The organism is Sporosarcina sp. Marseille-Q4943 (genome assembly GCF_943736995.1).
GTDB lineage: Bacteria > Bacillota > Bacilli > Bacillales_A > Planococcaceae > Sporosarcina.
In genome coordinates this window covers 1309651-1328693 of the sequence record NZ_OX031157.1, presented here as the reverse complement: position 1 = coordinate 1328693, position 19043 = coordinate 1309651, and the positions used below count along the sequence as shown (strand labels likewise).

At 36.6% G+C, this 19043-nt stretch carries 15 protein-coding genes; 12 read left to right on the top strand and 3 right to left on the bottom strand.

Annotated elements, in window-relative coordinates; genetic code table 11:
• Positions 1 to 133: 133 nt before the first annotated feature.
• From NIT04_RS15575 to NIT04_RS15520, 12 genes are all read left to right on the top strand, one after another.
• A complete protein-coding gene (locus NIT04_RS15575) occupies positions 134 to 571 on the top strand; it encodes a general stress protein (protein ID WP_252504448.1) in 438 nt (145 codons plus the stop codon).
• Positions 572 to 621: 50 nt separating this feature from the next.
• A complete protein-coding gene (locus NIT04_RS15570; protein ID WP_252504447.1) occupies positions 622 to 1632 on the top strand; it encodes a YafY family protein in 1011 nt (336 codons plus the stop codon).
• Positions 1633 to 1707: 75 nt separating this feature from the next.
• Positions 1708 to 2340, top strand: a complete 633-nt coding sequence (locus NIT04_RS15565) for a DUF4352 domain-containing protein (RefSeq protein ID WP_252504446.1) — start codon at positions 1708 to 1710, stop codon at positions 2338 to 2340.
• A gap of 19 nt (positions 2341 to 2359) precedes the next feature.
• Entirely contained in the window at positions 2360 to 2983 is a 624-nt protein-coding gene (locus NIT04_RS15560; protein ID WP_252504445.1) for a hypothetical protein, read from the top strand.
• 181 nt (positions 2984 to 3164) lie between these two features.
• Entirely contained in the window at positions 3165 to 3275 is a 111-nt protein-coding gene (locus NIT04_RS15555; RefSeq protein WP_252504444.1) for a putative holin-like toxin, read from the top strand.
• A gap of 392 nt (positions 3276 to 3667) precedes the next feature.
• Positions 3668 to 3931: a hypothetical protein gene (locus NIT04_RS15550; RefSeq protein ID WP_252504443.1), complete on the top strand. Its 264-nt coding sequence runs from the start codon at positions 3668 to 3670 to the stop codon at positions 3929 to 3931.
• 48 nt (positions 3932 to 3979) lie between these two features.
• Positions 3980 to 4174, top strand: coding sequence for a hypothetical protein (locus NIT04_RS15545; RefSeq protein WP_252504442.1), 195 nt, complete (start codon positions 3980 to 3982; stop codon positions 4172 to 4174).
• A 737-nt stretch (positions 4175 to 4911) separates the two neighbouring features.
• A complete protein-coding gene (locus NIT04_RS15540) occupies positions 4912 to 7479 on the top strand; it encodes a type I restriction-modification system subunit M (RefSeq protein WP_252504441.1) in 2568 nt (855 codons plus the stop codon).
• Positions 7476 to 8696, top strand: coding sequence for a restriction endonuclease subunit S (locus NIT04_RS15535; protein WP_252504440.1), 1221 nt, complete (start codon positions 7476 to 7478; stop codon positions 8694 to 8696). The genes NIT04_RS15540 and NIT04_RS15535 overlap by 4 nt, the downstream gene beginning before the upstream one ends.
• A gap of 12 nt (positions 8697 to 8708) precedes the next feature.
• Complete coding sequence (locus tag NIT04_RS15530; RefSeq protein ID WP_252504439.1) at positions 8709 to 11795, top strand: HsdR family type I site-specific deoxyribonuclease; 3087 nt, start codon at positions 8709 to 8711, stop codon at positions 11793 to 11795.
• 1288 nt (positions 11796 to 13083) lie between these two features.
• Entirely contained in the window at positions 13084 to 14346 is a 1263-nt protein-coding gene (locus NIT04_RS15525) for a hypothetical protein (RefSeq protein WP_252504438.1), read from the top strand.
• A 104-nt stretch (positions 14347 to 14450) separates the two neighbouring features.
• Positions 14451 to 16463: an RNA-directed DNA polymerase gene (locus tag NIT04_RS15520; RefSeq protein ID WP_252504437.1), complete on the top strand. Its 2013-nt coding sequence runs from the start codon at positions 14451 to 14453 to the stop codon at positions 16461 to 16463.
• A gap of 465 nt (positions 16464 to 16928) precedes the next feature.
• Here NIT04_RS15520 and NIT04_RS15515 read toward each other — a convergent pair whose 3' ends face one another.
• The 3 genes from NIT04_RS15515 to NIT04_RS15505 all read right to left on the bottom strand — a co-directional run bounded on the left by NIT04_RS15515 (position 16929) and on the right by NIT04_RS15505 (position 18975).
• The gene (locus NIT04_RS15515) at positions 16929 to 17057 is read right to left on the bottom strand and encodes a YvrJ family protein (protein ID WP_252504436.1); all 129 of its coding nucleotides are present in this window, start codon (positions 17055 to 17057) and stop codon (positions 16929 to 16931) included.
• Positions 17058 to 17626: 569 nt separating this feature from the next.
• Positions 17627 to 17785, bottom strand: coding sequence for a hypothetical protein (locus NIT04_RS15510; RefSeq protein WP_252504435.1), 159 nt, complete (start codon positions 17783 to 17785; stop codon positions 17627 to 17629).
• Between the two features lie 146 nt (positions 17786 to 17931).
• A complete protein-coding gene (locus tag NIT04_RS15505) occupies positions 17932 to 18975 on the bottom strand; it encodes a hypothetical protein (protein WP_252504434.1) in 1044 nt (347 codons plus the stop codon).
• Between the last annotated feature and the right edge of the window lie 68 nt (positions 18976 to 19043).

The following is a 19043-nucleotide window of genomic DNA, read 5'->3' as shown; positions in this document are numbered from 1 at the left end:
GTGTATTTATATACCTTAAATTGAATTGTCATAAATGTGTGGTGCACAGGCACCTGTTAAATAGTAAATATATTCTAGTCTAGAAAAATTAAAGGGAGGGTAGAGGATATATATAATTAGGAGGTAGTTTATATTGAATAATCATATTGTTGGTGTATATGAAAATGAACAGCAAGTGGCTGGAGTTATTGAGGATTTAAAAAAGAAAGGCTATACAACTGAAGAAATATCAGTGATTGCTAAAAACACAAAAAATCTACCTAACATCGCACAGGAAGTGAAACCTTCTACTAAGGACGGAGCGATTGCTGGAGCTGCAACTGGAGGAGCAATTGGTTTAGCAGGAGTGATAGCAGGGTTGTCCACTGTACTGATTCCTGGGTTTGGTGCTTTGTTGGCGGCAGGTCCTATCATTACAACAATTGGAGGGGCAGTCGTAGGGGCCAACTCGGGTGCTGGAGGATTAAAGCATGCGCTTATGGAAATGGGAATCACAGATGATGAGGCTGAACGATATTCAAAAGATGCTGAGGACGGTAAAATCCTTGTATTCCTACATCCGAAAGAGTGAGATTGGATTGGAATTAACTAAATAAGAGATGTATCATGAAGTGATTCACAATGAAGATAAGGATGATGACATTGCCTCCTACCCCCATCACAGCGAGGGAACGCCTCCTGGAAGTGATCCGCATCTTGGAAGCCTATTCAGACGAGGATGATATGCTGTCCATCCATGACATCCATAGCCGTTTCCCCGAGGACTCGCAAGTCGGCATCGGGGCGGTACGGGATGATGTCGCTGCACTTGAGGAGTCGATCGTCTTTCCGGTTTCTGCGATGCAACAGAAAAAAGGAATGCCGAAGCATTATTATTATGACGGCAGACCGTTTGAAATCCATGAACTCCGCTTGCTCATGGACGCCATTAGTGCCGCGAAATTCATTTCGCGGAATGAAACCGACCGTATGCTCATGAAGATCCGTAAGCTGACGAGCCGGAGACTAGCGAAGCAATTGACGAATGAATTGCATGTAGCGGAACCTTCCGCCCAAGGTGCAGTTGAAATCGTTGCAGCCGTCCAGCTGCTGCATGAAGCAATCCATGATAAACGGATGGTCGCGTTCCAATACGGGCGTTATGGAACAGACCTTCACTTCCATTTGAGCAATGAAGGGCAGGACTACCTCGTCCATCCGCTCGGTCTCATTTGGAACAACGACCGCTATTATTTGGTCGCCTATTTCCCTTCGGCAGATGAAATCCGGCAATACCGGGTAGACCGGATGCGGAACGTCCGTGTGCAGTACGAGCCATTTGTGCCCGACCCTTACTTCGATCTGCAGGAATATACGAAGAAGATGTTCCATATGTTCGGTGGCGAATTGATTTCATTGGAAGCGGAATTTGCCGATAAGCTCATCAATGTCGTCATCGACCGATTTGGTTTGGATGCCAATATACAAGATAATGAGGATGGGACGTTTCGATTGAAAGCGCAAGTGGCGATGAGTGAAGGCCTCGTCCGCTGGCTCTTCCGATGGGGCGGTGACGTCAAAGTCATCCACCCGAAAGAACTTGTCGGCAGAATGAAAGAGGAAGCGGAAAAGATTTATAAACATTATCACTAACCTTTGCGGATATCCGCAAAGGTTCTTCTTCGTGCCCCTCTACAATGAAGGAGTAAGAACAAAGGAGGGCTTTTGATGAAGAAAGTATTAATGTTTTGTAGCGTGTTATTTGCGATGATCCTGGCAGCGTGCGGGGATATCGACGAGAAAAATACACGGGAAGTAAAATCGAGCGCGGATGAGGCAACAGAGTCTCAAGAGGCGACGGAAACGGCAAAAGAAGAAGTGGAAGAAAAAGAGAAGCCACTCGGTACGCGGTCCAACCCATTGCCATTCGGTGACACGATCACTGTGAAAGAGAATATATATGATGACAGCTTCAATTCTTACGAATCATTCGTAGAAATCACACTCCTCGAAACGATCCGCGGTGAAGAAGCTTGGAAAATCATCCAAGGAGAAAACATGTACAATGAACCGGCCGATGAAGGATTCGAGTACGTGTTGGTGAAAGTGAAAGGGTTCCTAAAAGAATCCGAAACGGAAGACGACAGTCTCTATTTCAGCAGCATGAACTTCAACTTCGTTTCGAATGACGGGGAAGTATATGATTGGAAATCAGCAGTCATTCCGAATGAGTTGGACAAAGAACTTTACAATGGCGGCACCGCAGAAGGATATATTGTGAATCAAGTGAAAGTCGGCGATGACTTCAAGATTTCCTATGATTCGAGCGAGGGATCGCCTGTGTTCTTTTACGTACAGTAAGTAAATGGAGATGAAAATGATGAAGAAAAAACTGTTGGCAATCCTGTTGTTATCTTTACTCACCGTGGCGGCTTGTTCATCGAAGGATGATGCTAACGAAAAAGCGGATACCAGTAAACAAGAAGAGAAGAAGACCGAAGAAACGAGCGGCGCCGTGGCAGTCGACAAAGGGCTCCTGAACGTCGAAGTGACAATCCCAGCTTCATTCATGGAAGGGGAAGACATCGACACTGTCATAGCCGAAGCAAAAGAAGACGGCATCAAAGACGTCAAGAAAAACGACGACGGATCCGTCACATACAAGATGACAAAAGCGAAACATAAAGAAATGATGCAAGAAATGAAAACAAACGTAACGGAGTATGTCGATGAACTGATCAATGATGAGGACTTTGCCTCCATCAAGGATATCAAGCACAACAAAGACTTCTCCAAATTCACACTAGAAGTCGACAAGGAAGCATTCGAAAACAGCTTTGACGGATTCGCAGCGCTAGGCCTTGCGATGTCTGGGATGTTCTATCAGCTGTTTGGAGGTGTGGATGAAGAGAAGTTGAATGTGACGATTGAAACGTTGGATCACAGTACTGGGGAAGTGTTTGGTACGGTTAATTATCCGGAGGCGTTTGAGGATATGGAGTGAAAATCAGGGAGTCAGGGGCTTAATGCTTTTGGCTTTTTAATTATCCTTTTCTAGCTGGGTAAATCGAATAGAAGATTTCTTAATGTTCAATCGATAATTAATCATCGATTTGATAGACTAATAGTTGTAACGGCATATAGCGGATGGACGGTTGGCACTCCCCTAGGAAGGGGATGTTTACATGGTGACATATGAAGCAATGAACATGATGTTCCAATTTGGAATATTTATCGCAACAGCTGAACTAGCGATTGCAGCAATCATTGCTCTAGACACCAATAGAAAAAAGTAACCACCCACCGCTAACGACCAAGAAAGCAGGGTGATTACTTTTTGTGACACTTTTATTTCGCTACTGGTCAACCGCTCTTCTTGCGGTATGTCCGTTGCATCGTGATCGGATGTTGGTGCATCCGGTCTTTTTTATCTTACGTATAGTTTAACACAATTAGACGGAAGTTACACGAATATTGAGCGAACGAAGAGGATAATCATCTTCGGTATATAGACTTGTGGTAAAAGTGAAATTGAAAGACAATGGATTTAATGAATTTTTTAAAAAAAGTTGGTGTGTTTATGATCATATATGAATCTACAAAAGAACAATTTGTCGGGGACGTTGTTAATGAATTGCTCATTGATCGACATACTCAATTTTTAAAAAAACAGAAGGGGATGGTATAAATGCCAAAAGGGGACGCGTATTTGGGTTTGAAGAACCACCTGCAAAATTCTAAGGAAGAAGAAATTACACTTTCCTTCGAGGATATAGAAAAAATAGTGGGACGAAAATTACCTCAGTCCGCGTATAAACACCCTGAGTCTTGGTGGTCTAATAATTATGACCATTCACAAGCGATAGCTTGGATGGACGCTGGGTATAATACTGATTTTGTCACAGATACTTATGCCGATCGAAAGATAGTTTTTGTGAAAGTAATAAAGTAAATAAGTTTTAAAAGGTAGTGCATGAATACAAACGGGGAGCGTGAACACATGGGTAAATCAGTTATTACAGCAGTTATAAGTCGACATTCAGGAATTATGGATATACTGCGTACGAATATGGATAGCAGTATAAAAGAACAGGTGCTGAGGCAATTGGAGAGTCTGGAAGGAGTACCCGTAAATCGAGTCGTTATTGAAACTGAAATTAAACATTACATTATTAAAGTAGGGGTGGAGGAATAAAGTCAACCGGCGATATGGATAGTATGTCGATGAACTGATCAATGACTAGACTTCACCTCCATCCAGACATCACGTACAACAAGGACTTCTCCAAGTACAGACTAGAAGTCGACAATGTAGCAATTGAGAACAGCTTCGACGGATTCGTAGAATCTGAATGTGACGATTGAGACGGTGGATTATAGTACTGGGGAGGTTTTTGGCACGGTTAATTATCCGGAGGCGTTTGAGGAAACGAAGTGATGATAAAGGGGCTGGGGGCTTAACGCTTCTGGCTCTTTTATTTTCATCCATTTCGACGTCATTTGATTTGAAATGGGATTGCAAAATATTAAGGTGGGTGGTTTTAATCTTCTCGGTAGAGTAATCGTTGATAGATTTTCATTACCAGGCACTTAACCAATCCCGAATTATACGGGTTCCTGGCATTATTGTCCCTCCAAGAAATAGTAGTTTTTATGAGGGGCATTTTCTATGGTTGGAGCAGATGACTATCGATTCCCACCCTCATACCCATTGATTGGTAGCAGGCTTACCTAGAAATATTGCTGCAACACCAGTAGAATAGGGGATAAGGGTAACGTCCTTATTACCATATAACAAGTCATTCCGTAAATTCAGATGTTGTGTTTATTGTAATGCATAAAAGGTGGAATCATTTAAAAATATAACTACAATCTGCAATCTTAAAAGTGAGATATGAAATAAAGAAATTTGAGTGTAAAAGGAGAAAAAATATGATTACATCAGATGAAATAAAAAGAAGATTATGGGACGGTGCCAATGAGTTACGAGGATCAATGGATGCCAGTCGATACAAAGATTATATGTTGGGTTTAATGTTCTACAAGTTTTTAAGTGATAAAACGATTGATACATTTAAAATGACGAGTGGTATGAAACAAAACACCGAAGAAGAAATCATTCAAGCGTATCATGAGAGCTACAAGCAATACGGTGATCAGCTTGTTAAAATGATTTCTGACGTTCTTGGTTACTATGTCTTACCTCAACACTTATACCAAACATGGATCAGCGACATCCGTTCAGGTGAGTTTGAAGTTCAAAAAGTAACGGATAGCTTGAATCACTTTGAACGAACAATTGCTGTAACAGGAGACTCAGATGATTTTAAAGGATTATTCGCTGGTTCTGCACTTGATCTGACAGATACGGCACTAGGTAGCAACTTAAATGAACGAAATAAAAATATAAAAGAATTAGTCTTACTCTTTGCTGACCTCAATATGGTTGCCTTACAAAAAGGTGACGTGTTAGGAGATGCGTATGAATATTTAATCGGACAATTTGCGATGGAATCTGGAAAGAAAGCGGGAGAGTTCTACACGCCATCACAAGTGAGTGAAGTCATGGCGCAAATTGTTGCTAAAACAAAATCAATTCGCTCGATTTATGACCCCACAGTCGGTTCAGGCTCACTTTTATTAACGGTTAGCAACTACTTAACTGATGATGAAAAGAAAAGTTTAGCTTATTACGGTCAAGAAAAAAATACAGCGACGTATAACTTAACGAGAATGAACTTACTACTTCACGGCGTACGTCCAGAAAAAATGAACATTAATAATGGGGATACACTTGCAGAAGATTGGCCAGAAGATCCACAACGTCCAAATGAAGGGGTACAATTTGACGCGGTCGTAATGAATCCTCCGTACTCAGTAAAGAATTGGAATAGATCTAATTTAAAAGTAAGTGATCCGCGCTTTGAAATTGCTGGAGTACTGCCACCTGATTCCAAAGGAGACTATGCATTTCTTTTACATGGACTGTTCCATTTAGGTCAACAGGGAACGATGGCCATTGTTTTACCTCATGGCGTGTTATTTAGAGGAGGAGCGGAAGGAGAAATTCGTAAACGTTTATTAGAGAAGAATTATATCGATGCAATCATCGGTCTACCAGATAAATTATTTACGAATACAGGTATTCCTGTCACAGTTCTAATTTTGAAGAAAGATCGCCCACTTGGTGACCCTGTATTAATGATTGATGCTTCGAAAACATTTGTAAAGGAAGGGAAGCAAAACGTTTTACAAGAAAAAGACATTGCGAAAATTGTTGATACATACACTATGCGTAATGAAGAAGCAGGCTACAGCCATTTGGCAACGAGAGAAGAAATTATTGAAAATGAATACAACTTAAATATTCCACGCTACATCGAATCGATTACGGAAGAAATTCCACAAGATGTAGATGCACACTTGTACGGTGGAATCCCCTATGCAAATATTGCAGATTTAAAAGTTCTGCAAGAAACTGTCCCCACGATTATTGAACAGGCATTGAAAGAAGTACGTCCCAGCTATGTTGAACTGACAGAAACAATGGATGAAATAACAAAGAAAGTATTAAATGATGACCATGTAGTTCAAAAGTCTAAAGCAGTTGAGCAGCAACTGAAAGCATATACGGATAAGTATTGGGAGTTATTGAAGACTATCAATGATGTCAATGCTATCACTGAAATTCGTGATGCGATGTTAGTTGATATTAAAGAGTTATTGTTAGGATTCAATCATATTGATGAATATGACGGCTATCAAATCATTGCAGAGATTTGGAAAGATAAGCTGAATGAAGACGCAGAAATTATCGCCTCATCTGACTTCTATACTGCAGGTCGATCACGAGTGCCATTCATGGTTACGAAAGGTTCAGGGAAGACAAAAAGAGAAGAGCAAGATGGTTGGGTAGGTAGTATCGTCTCGAACGACTTAATCAAGAAACATTTATTTGCTGAAGAGGTCACTGCCATAGAAGAAAAAGAAGCAAGACTTCCTGAAGTCGAAACAGAACTCACTGAATTGGTTGAAGCTGCAAAAGTAGAAGAAAGTGATGAAGAAGTTGCGTTAAGTGAAGCGCTGAACGATAAAGAAGATGCCTTTACGATTGGCGCAATACGATTGCTATTAAAGGAAGCAGAAAAAGGAAGTACGGATTACACATTACTGAAAAAAGCAGAAGATTTATTGAATGAAAAAACAACGCTTAATCGTGAAGTGAAGAAATTGAACCAAGAATTAAAGGAAGCAACAGAAGCCCGTATTGAAACGTTAACGGATGAAGAAATTGATGACCTCATGCATGAAAAATGGTTCGGTAGTCTAGTGCCAAAAATCATGCGGTTAATTGAAAATCCTTTAACAGAAGAACTAGCAGTACTCGAACAATTACAAGCACGCTATTCAGATACGTTATCTACATTAGAAGAAGATAGTAAACAATTAGAGCAAGAGTTAGAAGAAATGATGCAGCAATTGGTGGTGACTGAGTCTTGAAAGAAAAGAAATTAATACCTAAAAGAAGGTTTAAAAGTTATCAAGATTCATGGATGGCATACAATTGGAGCGAGACTGTAGATATATCTACTAATATGGTTGATCCTAGAAAAGATATATATGATGACTTATTTCATGTCGGACCAGGAAACATTGAATCTTTTTCAGGTAAACTTTTAGATAATGTAAAAAAAGTAAAAGAAGAAAATCTGATTAGTGGAAAATTTCATTTTAAATCAGGAGATATTATTTACGGAAAAATTAATCCTCAACTTGCTAAATACACCATTGCAGAAGTTGAAGGTTTAGCAAGTGCGGATGCATATATACTAAATGCTCGAAACGGAGTATCCCAAAACTTTTTCTTTACAATATTACAAAGTAAGGATTTCTATAAATACTCAGTCTCCGTTTCAAGTAGAACCGGTATGCCAAAGATAAACCGTAATGAATTAAATCAATATCAATATTTTGCGCCTTTATTTAAAGAACAGCAAAAAATTGGTGAGTTTTTTAAGCAGTTAGACCAAATGATTACGCTCGAACAGCGCAAGTTAGAAAAAACAAAAGCTCTGAAATCTGCTTACCTTGCTGAGATGTTCCCTGCTGAAGGTGAACGAGTACCGAAAAGAAGATTTGCAGGGTTTACGGGGGAATGGGAAGAAAGAAGGTTGGGAAATCACACAAAATTAATAACAAAAGGGACAACTCCTAAAAACATGTCTCAAACTGGAAATGTTAATTTTATAAAAATAGAAAACATAGTAGCAGGCCAAATCATTCCCGCATTAAAGATTAGTAATTATGAACATGAAAATTATTTAAAACGTTCAGTGTTGGAGGAAAATGACATATTAATATCTATAGCAGGAACATTAGGCCGGACAGCGATTGTAGATTCAAAATTACTACCAGCGAATACTAATCAAGCACTTGCAATAATTCGGGGTTATGACTATGAAACAAAATTTTTATTAACTGCTTTAAGCGGGCCGGTTGTAACTAAATATATTAAGAGTAATCCGACAATTGGTGCTCAACCCAATTTGTCATTGGAACAAATTAGTAATATGGAAGTTGCAACACCAAATAAGGAAGAACAAAAATTAATAGGCGAATTCTTTGAAAAACTAGACGATAAAATTAACAATCAACAAAAAGTGTTAAGTAAATTAAAAGCGATGAAGCAGGCGTTTTTACAAGAAATGTTTGTGTGAGGGGGGATTGTGATGAGCAATGCACCAAAAAATGTGTCAGAAATAGACTTTCAAGACCGATTTGTGGAGCAATTAAAAAGGTTTAAATGGAAATCTCCAGAAGAATTAGATGGAACGAAACGGAAGGTCACGACGAAAGACCTAATTAATCATTGGCGTAGTGAATTGAATCGGATCAACGTCGATCAACTTGAAAGTGTACCATTAACAGATAATGAATTTAATCAAGTGATGGCACAAGTGAATCGGCTCGCCAATAGTTTTGAAGCGGCCAAGTTATTAGCTATGGAAGGGTCTAAAGGTAAAATTGATGGCATTTACCGAGACCCTGACCCTCGTGTTACGAGAGAACAAATTACGCTAACCATTTTCAAAAAAGCAGAAGTGCGCGGGGGAGATTCAAGTTACCGTATCGCAAGAGAAGTATCGACGCCGAATGGCAACCGTTTTGATCTTGTTTTACTGATCAATGGTTTGCCACTAATTAATATCGAACAAAAACGTACAGATAAAACACTCGATGAAGCCTTTAGCCAATTCAAACGCTATTACCAAGACGGGGAGTATACACTGAATTTCATGGCGTTTTCACAAATGATGGTCGTTACCTCTGAAGTAGCAACTCGTTATTTTGCCACTCCTAAAACGGTTCATGACTTTAACCCAAGTTTCGTCTTTCACTGGGCTGATAAACATAATACACCTGTGAATGATTGGGAAAAAGTCATTAGTCAATTTTTAATGATTCCGATGGCGCATCAAATGGTAGGCGATTATTTAGTCATAGATGAAGCGAGAGAGGAAGAAAATCGTCGCCATATGCTCATGCGTTCTTATCAAGTGCATGCTCTGCAAGCTGTTGAAGGAGCAGCATTTGGCTGGGATAATGATGAACGTATCCCTCACGGTGGTTTTGTGTGGCATACGACGGGTTCAGGAAAAACGATTACAAGTTTTAAAACTGCACTGTTTCTTTCCACACGAGCGGGCTTTGATAAGGTCGTATTTCTGGTGGATCGTAAGGAGTTAGACAGTCGAACGAGTGAGAACTTTAAAGCTTATGCAGCGTATGAGTCAGTCTCTGTCGATGATACGAAGCATACTTATCAGTTAAACAGAATCATGCATTCACCTAACAATGGAATCGTTGTAACGACAACGTTCAAATTGAATAGTTTAGTAAAAGATTTGATTGAAGCAAATGATACTCGTCTCGCTGATAAGTGGATCGTGTTTATCATCGATGAAGCTCATCGAACAACGATGGGCCAAATGATGGGGACGATTAAAAAGTATTTTAGTAAAAATAGTTTATTCTTCGGTTATACAGGAACACCATTGTTTGATGAAAATCAAGCTAAGGGAAAAATAAATGAAAATAGTGAAATTATTGATACGACAGAAAAACTATTTGGTCCGCTCATTCATCAGTACACCATTGAGGAAGCGATTGCAGACAAAAACGTATTAGGCTTCCACGTTGACTATATTAATACTGGTGAGTTTAGCAGCTATGAAGACTTGAGAGAAAAGCTTCTTGATTTGGCGAAGGAAAAGAATCCCGAAACCGAAGTAAGAGTGTTAGAGCGAGCGGTGCAAGAAATGACGGATTTAGAAGTTGAAAAGGCAGCAAAAAAAGAAGGGATTTTATTTTATTACGATGAAACACATATCCCGCGAGTAGTTGAAGAAATTTTAACACAGTGGGATGCGCAGTCTCAAAATCGAGAGTTTAATGCGATTTTAACTGTCGCTTATAAAAAGCGTGTCATTGCTTACTTTGAAGAGTTTAAAAAGCAGATGAAAGAAAAAAATATTCATTTAAATGTTGCGATGACATTCAGTTTCGGAAATGAAGAGGAGACTGGCCGTGTTGATCCAATAATCGTTGAGAATATGTTCAAAGACTATGGGGCGTTTACAGGCATTGAATTCGTGGCTGGAGATCAAAAGCGGGGAGAAGAAGCGTACTTTGAGGATGTAGTGGAACGAGCAACTCGAGGAGGAAGTGGGCGTAACCCTAAAAATATTGACCTCGTTATTGTGGCTGATCAGTTGTTAACAGGGTATGATTCTAAGTTACTGAATACGCTTTATGTCGATCGTTCATTAGAATTGCAAGGATTGATTCAAGCGTATTCGAGAACGAATCGAGTATATGGTTCAAATAAAGAATTCGGAACGATTATTAATTTCCAATACCCGAAAATCACGGAAGAGATGGTCAATATCGCATTAAGACTTTATGGAAGCGGCGGAACAAGTAGCAAAGCAATTGTGGAGCCCTATCCTACTGCAGTCGAAAAGTTTAAACTCGCACTTGTAGATATGGAAAATACTTTACCTGATCCAACGAGTTGGCAATCAATTGAACCGTTTGAAGAGGAAAAGAAACTGTTCGTACAAGCGTATAAAGCTGCTGCAGAACAATTTAACTTAGTTGAGCAGTATTATGAGTATAAGTGGGATGATGAAGCGTTTGGAATGGCGGAACGTACATGGTTTCACTATATTGGTGCGTACCGTAACCTGATTTTTGAAGAAGGAGACGATACACCTGTACACACACCTCCGACACTTTTAGGGAAAACGAAACTAGCAGGTACGCAAGTCATCGATGCAAATCATATCCTAAACTTAATCGGATCTAAAACAACTTCGAATAATGGTAGACAAACCGTTGATACCGAAACATTGCGCATCATCTATCAACAAATTACAGAATTGAGTAACCTTGGTGAACACGAACAAGCAGAATTACTTAAGGAATTTGTTGTAGAAGAATTAGAACCTGGAAATATTTCAAGCGACATTCATTTTGATCAAGCTTTTGAAAATTGGAAAAATGGCAAGAAGAAAGCACTGATTTATGAGGTTGCTAAAGAGTGGGGAGTAGATGGTAGAATTTTTGAGAAGTCTGTTGATGCCTATTCAATAACCTCACCAGAAGATATTCCGTTCATTGATGACTTAATAGGAAGTTTGGATTTCGCTTCCGCTACAAAAAAGCAAGGAAGTAATCAACTTATGCATAACTTCGCTTTAACGCCTTACCTGACAAAAATTGTGCCACAAATTAAAACAAAGTTTAAGTTGTGAGATAAGGCATTTACAACTTTTACTATGCTGATTTAAATAGGTTGTATTTCTCGTATGCGAGATTATAACACAGCCGATTATGAAAGTAACTTTAATAAGAAGTAGTACAAGTAAGCCATATATCTCTTCCTTGCACAAAATATAATAATCCATCTACGAGTTTTTCAAATCGTAGATGGATTATTATATTTTGAGGGGTTTTCCGCGGATTAGAAGGAGACGCATATGCCAATAAGGTAGTCATTTTGTGATTCAATAATTAATTCGTCACGATGGATCGAACTAGCCCAGCGGGAACCAAATACGATTAACTACACATAAGTAGTTCCATCTCTCTTCAAGGCAGATTGAGGATTCGTCGCTCCCTGGAAAAAGCGCGGTTGTTTGACTGAGATGAGAGATATGAAGGCTATATTCTTCCCTAAGAATTGAATGATGATCTCTAATCTGCAAGTTTCCTGTGAAATAAAGTACCTGCACTTCAATACATATTAGTCATCCGATTGTCTGATAAACTCTCTATTAACTATGATATAATAACTAGAAGATAAACAGGGAGGTATTATCTATAATTGAAACATACATTGGTTGAATTATTCGTAAAATGAAGATTTAATTGGGAGATTACAAGAATATGAATTGGACATTTAACTGTCGTCTGCGATGAAATGAAAAGTAGTTTATAGAAGAGAGGCGATATTGTATACAATTCAAAAGAATATGTAGAAAATGCTCGAGTGAGCCATCTGAATTCCACTATTATTATATCGCCTCATTTAGAAGGACAGGTGGTGTCGTTTGGAAAGTCAAGATAATGATTAGATTAGTACATGAATTTCAGACTAAAAAGCGCTAGGTGCAATAAACCGAGTGTATGATAGTCATTAAAAAATTAGATAAGCAACAATAGGAACAAGAACAATACCAATACCAATACCAATACCGAATTGAATTGGTGCCTGGTACCCCACACTTCAGGACCGGGAACATGTAATAAGTGTTAAAGTTGATGCCGGTCGTATATTAAACTCTTACCTGGCCTTGAAAATAAAATATATTTATTCCATTTTCCTTTGAAGAGTAAGATGGACAGTCTTTCATTTTTTGAATAAAAAGAATCTTTACTTGAATCACGATTATAAGTATCAAATAAATGAATGGAGATAGTGACTATAGTTACGAAAATCAAAAATTTGGGGGAATAGTTAAAATGAATTTTCTCAACCATAGAAATTATATTTCTGTGTAGACTATTGTATATGACTAGTTCTTAAAGGAGTTAGTAAAAATGAGAAGAAAAATTATTGCTGAGTTAGCTAAACAATATGTAAAAGAAGAAAGAGAGATTATCCAGAGTTTATATAAAAGTAAAAGAATAACTCCTTACATTACAAGAAATGTGAAAAATAGATTAGTTATTGACAAAACACAAATAAATATAGAAGAGCTAATTATTTTAGATTACTACAAATTGTTATTAAATAAATATTGTAATCTAAAATTTCCTAATAGATCTTATATAATGGCAGAGATTATGAATATAGTCCCAGATCTTCATTGCTACCACGCCTATACAATATATAAATTTGACTTCCAAGATTTTTTTAATACCGTAAGTTCTATAAAAAGTTTTGACTATCTATGCGAAGCATTAGATTTGAGGACTTATGAGTATGACTTCTTAAAAAAGTATACCAATACTATTAATAAATTAATTCCAGGGATAGGTTTACATAACACATTGGTCGAAATAATGGGGGAGAATTTTGATCTTGAGGTTAAAAAAGCGTTTAAAGAAAGCTGCTTATATTATGCTAGATATGTAGATGACTGTATTTTAATATTAGACGAAAGAGTTGACCGAAGTAGAATAGAAGAAGTGATTTTTAAATTGATGAGTCAATGCTTTGGTAATAAATTGAAAGTCAATAATATTAAGACGGACTATTACAATTCCTTAGATACCAAAATAAAATTTGATTACTTGGGATATGAATTTAAAAATGGTCAATCCGTTAAAAGTAAATTTCAATTTGGGATTGCTGAAAATAAGTTAAATAAATATACAGTTAAGTTAAATGACATAGTTTTAGAGTATAAAGAAACTAATAATATAGAAGTATTAAGTTACAAATTAGAGATATTTTTTAAAAGAATTGTTTATTTTGGAGTTAGGAAAAATAGCAATAAATACAGATGGCAAGTAAGAGGATTTAGCGATAGTTATAAAGAACTGAAACGATTTATGACTAATAATAACGATTTTTCGAGAATAACAAGTGATACTAAAAATTTTTTTACTCGCACTATAGAGAGAAGGTTTACAATAAATCAGGTTGCTGTGCCTGCCGAAATTAATAATCAATTAAAAAACAATAAATTCATATCTTGTTTTTTGAAGGATAGAACTGTACTACTACATCGGAGATTAGGATTAACACATGAAAAATTAAAGCAGAAATTATATATTCTTGATAATGGGAACAGTAATTTTGAGAATGATAGCTACAATGAATTGGCAAAAAAAATGTTAACTATTATAAATAAGTAAAAGTGGTGAGAAGTATCCCACCACTTTTACCTTTAAGAATTAGCAAGGGCCAATCCTTGATATTGTGTAAATATAATATAGCATTTTGAAAATGAGGTGTCAATATGACAATAAATTATAAATTTAATAGACAGAAAATAGATTATTTGCTGACGGATTTACTTCCATATGAAAAAGGAAACCAATATACTCATAGATATTTTTATGAATATCTAATGAAAGATAAAAAGACTTTAAAAAAAGTTTTCGAGAATACAAAACAAGAAAAAGAAAAGAAGTTTAATCCCAAATGGCATTCTTCTCCTTTAAAATTTAATGTATCAAAAAAGAAAGGGGGGTTTCGGGAGTTATCATTGATTAACCCTTTAGGGCTTATTGAATCCTTAACTTTTATACATATATTTGAAAACGATATTTTGAATATAATTCATAACAAAAATGATTTTTCTGTAAGAAAAGCAAATAGAGTCAATAGCTTAGTATATAAAAAAAATAAAAATCAAACTGTTTATTATGCGGATTCAACTTCAAAGGATCAATTGCTTCTTTCATTAGAGTCTAGTGGATCATATTTCAATCACTATCCTTATAAAAATATAACGAATCTTCTTAACAGTAAAAGGTTTACTTATTCACGTGATAAATATGATTTTTTATTAACTCTCGACATGCAAAACTGCTTCCCAAGTATTTATACACACTCGTATAAATGGTTGATCAGTAATAAAACATACGACTCGAAGAACCTGAAAGATTCAAATTCGGTGTATAGCAATATCGATTCTTACTTGCAAAATATAAATGGTTCAAAGACAAATGGTATCATTGTGGGGCCAGAAGTTAGTAGATTACTAGCGGAATTTTTATTTGTGCATATTGATCAACAAATTTTAGAAGAATTAGCAGTAAAGAATATTAGTTTTGGCAAGGATTATAATATTTATAGATTTGTGGATGACTATTTCGTTTTTTCGAAAAGTGAAGAAATTCAAAGTCACATACAGGATGTTATATCTACTATATTAAATAATTATCATTTAAAAATAAATGACTCCAAGATTTCTAAAAAAAGAAAAAGTGAAAACTATAATAATTGGTTGTTAGAAGTATTTCCTCTTACTGAAATAATAGACAGTATTATACAAGAAAGAGATAATGTTCAAAAACAACCGATGGAGAGCACATTAGTTGATATGGGATTGCCAACTGAATATATTCATATGCTACTTGAGGTAGCAGCAACAACTACTATTTCTCCAACCACCGGAAAAAGGAGAGATAAAAGTTATATTAATCTGAGAAATAGAGTATTAAATGCAATTAATACTACAAATGAAAGTGCACTTGTGTGTTCATATATACTAAGCACAATACTAACCAAAATTGAAAGAAGCGAAAAAGAAGAACTGCAAGTTAAAATGGGATTAAATGATCTAGTTATTTTTATCTTCTTTGTCTACTCCTTAAATATTAGTTATTCTTCAACTCAAAAGGTTATTCGGATTTTCTCTCTTCTAATAGATAAACATGGTTTGGATATAAGGCATAAGATTGAAAGAAACCTTGAAAGATTTGAAGATGATATATTTACTAAGTATTCAAGCGACTGGGTTGATTTACTTTTGTTCTTTGCGAATTACAAAGTAAATATCTCGTATAAATTAATTGGGAAAATAGTAGATAATTTCATTAGAGAAGAAAATCCTGTTAAATTGGCTGCATTATGTATATTTGTCGAATCAGGAATTATGAAGACGAATGACATATTAAAAAAAGTTAATTTAGTCATAAAAAGGAATATAGAAAAAATAAATTGGAATGACTTTTTTCAAGATGAACAGGGTTGGTGGGTATATATTTTTTTATCATACCCTAAGTTGAATAGAAATATAAAAAGAACAGTTTTAGACGAATTAAATGTGGTTAAAACCAAGTTGAAATCAAAACCAAGTGATGATGCCAAAAGACTGGTATTAGATTTCCTGCTTACTAACGACAAACATTTTATTGAGTGGAAGTTTACACTTGAAAAATATTACCACAAATATTATTTCTATACAAAAGACAGAACAGTTTTTAACCCCGATGTTATGGACGAAATTAGTATATCAAGATAATTAAATATAGTTAATTGTAACGCCAAAATTCTCCTTTTGAATTTTTTGTTACAAAATTCTCATTAAGTTTTGAATTCAGTCAATAATTCAGACACACTGAAATTCCGAATTGAATGGGTGCTTGGTATGTGAAAATTGAAAAGTAAAGAGATGTAGAAAAAATCCGAAATAATAAATACCCAAAGTTATGATGAAGGATTCGCGCAAGGAACTTAAAGTATTAGTGATTAAAAATATATTAAAATTCAAATAGAAGAGTTTTGTCGATTGTCATGTTGTTCCCAATATAGATTCGACAGGCGTAGATGCCCTGGAAAAATTGATGTCGAGGTCCAACACTAAGCCAGAGAGTGTTAGTTAGGATTGAGTATGGATTTTCACTGCCCTATAACTAGAATATGTACCAGGCACCCGACACTTCCAAATTGCACGGGCGCCTGGTACCTTTATTTTTTCAAGTGAACTTCAATTCACTTTTAAAGAAACAAGCGCGTTGTGTATGGCCTCGAGTTTCGTTTCAAGCCGGTGCAAGAGGTAAAATGATACGAAAATCGGAAATCCGATTTGTTGTATAATATTTATCCATTGTTCCATTTTAAATCCTCCTCCTTATTTTTTATGATAAAAGGCTCCCCAGCCAAATGAAACGGGTGCCTGTGCCAGATTTAATTCAGTTAATTCACTACAATTGATATACATGAATAGGAAATAGTTAAGTTGGTGGGTTTGCAGTTAATGCTTGTATAACTATTCAAATTGGTTGAATCGACGTGAATGTTTCTGGCACAGGCACCGTCAAAATAAGGGGATTTGGTCAGTGTAGTCGTGATGGTTTCTCGACTTAGTTAAGAGTAAGCACATGGGGAAAACAAGCAACAATGAATAGCGACAATTGTAAAAAGGAAGCCAAGTAACATTAACGGGTTCGGTTGATGGGGAGAAAAGTGCAATTAGCAACGTAAATAACAAGTCAATCAGCATACGTTTCAACAGTGAAATAGCTATATAAAAAACAAGTAAAAACGCTCAGATTTTCCGAGCGTTTTTTTGGGAATATATTACTATCCTTATTTTACTAAAGCACCCGTATATACTCGTCAAAATACTGTTCCTTAATATGTCGTTCAAAATGTAGAATCCCACCGCCTCCATAATTGAAGACATCAGTGAATGCTATTATTTGTTTTATCATTTCTCCCCTTTTTATTTGTTATCTTGTTGATGACATAAGTAGCAAACTCACCCATAAGCCAAATTGCAATTACACTTCCCACCAACATGGCTATAAAAGTTAAAACTGATTCAGGTGACATGAAAAACATAAATACCCACCCCTTTTTCTTAGTTTCTTCTCGCCCTCTTCAATTAAACTGTACAGTTAGTTGGACAATAACAGCCCTGATATTGATACGTTCAGAACGTTAATTCCCCATAAATCAAATTTCAACAAAGATATTTAACTAGCCCTTCAATAAAAAGACCACATTTCATCTTTACGTTCTTTCAACTCCTTAAGTACAAACGCTCGATACTCGACCAATTCGGGAAACTGATAAAAGAAGTTAACCTTTTCTTCTGGAATCGTTTGAGGGCTGTCATTGTACGGAGTTAACATAAAGTGAGTAAAAGACTCTGCGATATCTTCGTATGGATTAACTGATGCATATACTGTCACAAAGGAGTCCTTGTTTTCTTCGTAAAAAGCAAGTCGCCCTTCCACTGTACGGTTCTCATCATGCAACCATTGTTCATCATATTCATTCAAAAAAGCTTTGTAATAGAGATTCATATAACTGTCTGCGTGATAACATTCCCCGTATGGCTTCACGTAAAATAGTTCAGTTGCACATGTTTCTGAAGTGTCAAAATCCGCTTTATTCCATGTCAGGAAATGACCATATTCATGGATTAGTGTACTCACTGTAAATGACTGAAGCCAATGTGGTATCAAATTGGAAGGCAAAACCAATCTCCCTCTATAGGTATCGGAAAACGGGTATACGTTCTCGAGGAAATCAAGGTATTGAAAATTCACTTTGTCCCGTTCGTACAACGCAAACACCAAATTCGCTATGCTTTCGAAGCTAATTTCTTCCTCGCCTTCTGTCAATACAATTTCATTGTCTAGGAATTCATAGCGGGCGGTAATGAATTCATCATCTAGCACATCATTCTCAGTAATGGCGAAAATATTTTCATCTTCAACAGCATTCACATTTAGAAATGATAGCTGATTCGAGTGAGTGAGTCCCGATAAAAAACTGGAAAAATGTTCACTTCCGTATTCGTCCCCTAAATCGCGACATTCCCCTATTGTTTTACATATCTCCGAATCAATCGTCTGCGACCAATACTCATCGAATAATGTATCCTCTTCTTGATGGACTTCGACCTCTTCAACAATCTCCGTCTCCACCAAATCAGCAACCGCGATTTCTTCCTTCTCACATCCTGCAAGTAAAACTACAATTGCAGCGAGTCCCCCTATGATGCTCCATTTTATCGTACCCATATCCATCCCCCCGTGTTGATTTCTAATCGTTGGTTTTCTTATTGGTGTACTCTTCTTTCTTCTGTTTT

Coding starts and splice junctions, on each gene's coding strand:
- NIT04_RS15570 (WP_252504447.1), top strand. CDS start 622: ATGAAGATAAGGATGATGACATTGCCTCCTACCCCCATCACAGCGAGG.
- NIT04_RS15565 (WP_252504446.1), top strand. CDS start 1,708: ATGAAGAAAGTATTAATGTTTTGTAGCGTGTTATTTGCGATGATCCTG.
- NIT04_RS15560 (WP_252504445.1), top strand. CDS start 2,360: ATGAAGAAAAAACTGTTGGCAATCCTGTTGTTATCTTTACTCACCGTG.
- NIT04_RS15555 (WP_252504444.1), top strand. CDS start 3,165: ATGGTGACATATGAAGCAATGAACATGATGTTCCAATTTGGAATATTT.
- NIT04_RS15550 (WP_252504443.1), top strand. CDS start 3,668: ATGCCAAAAGGGGACGCGTATTTGGGTTTGAAGAACCACCTGCAAAAT.
- NIT04_RS15545 (WP_252504442.1), top strand. CDS start 3,980: ATGGGTAAATCAGTTATTACAGCAGTTATAAGTCGACATTCAGGAATT.
- NIT04_RS15540 (WP_252504441.1), top strand. CDS start 4,912: ATGATTACATCAGATGAAATAAAAAGAAGATTATGGGACGGTGCCAAT.
- NIT04_RS15530 (WP_252504439.1), top strand. CDS start 8,709: ATGAGCAATGCACCAAAAAATGTGTCAGAAATAGACTTTCAAGACCGA.
- NIT04_RS15525 (WP_252504438.1), top strand. CDS start 13,084: ATGAGAAGAAAAATTATTGCTGAGTTAGCTAAACAATATGTAAAAGAA.
- NIT04_RS15520 (WP_252504437.1), top strand. CDS start 14,451: ATGACAATAAATTATAAATTTAATAGACAGAAAATAGATTATTTGCTG.
- NIT04_RS15515 (WP_252504436.1), bottom strand. CDS start 17,057: ATGGAACAATGGATAAATATTATACAACAAATCGGATTTCCGATTTTC.
- NIT04_RS15510 (WP_252504435.1), bottom strand. CDS start 17,785: ATGTTTTTCATGTCACCTGAATCAGTTTTAACTTTTATAGCCATGTTG.
- NIT04_RS15505 (WP_252504434.1), bottom strand. CDS start 18,975: ATGGGTACGATAAAATGGAGCATCATAGGGGGACTCGCTGCAATTGTA.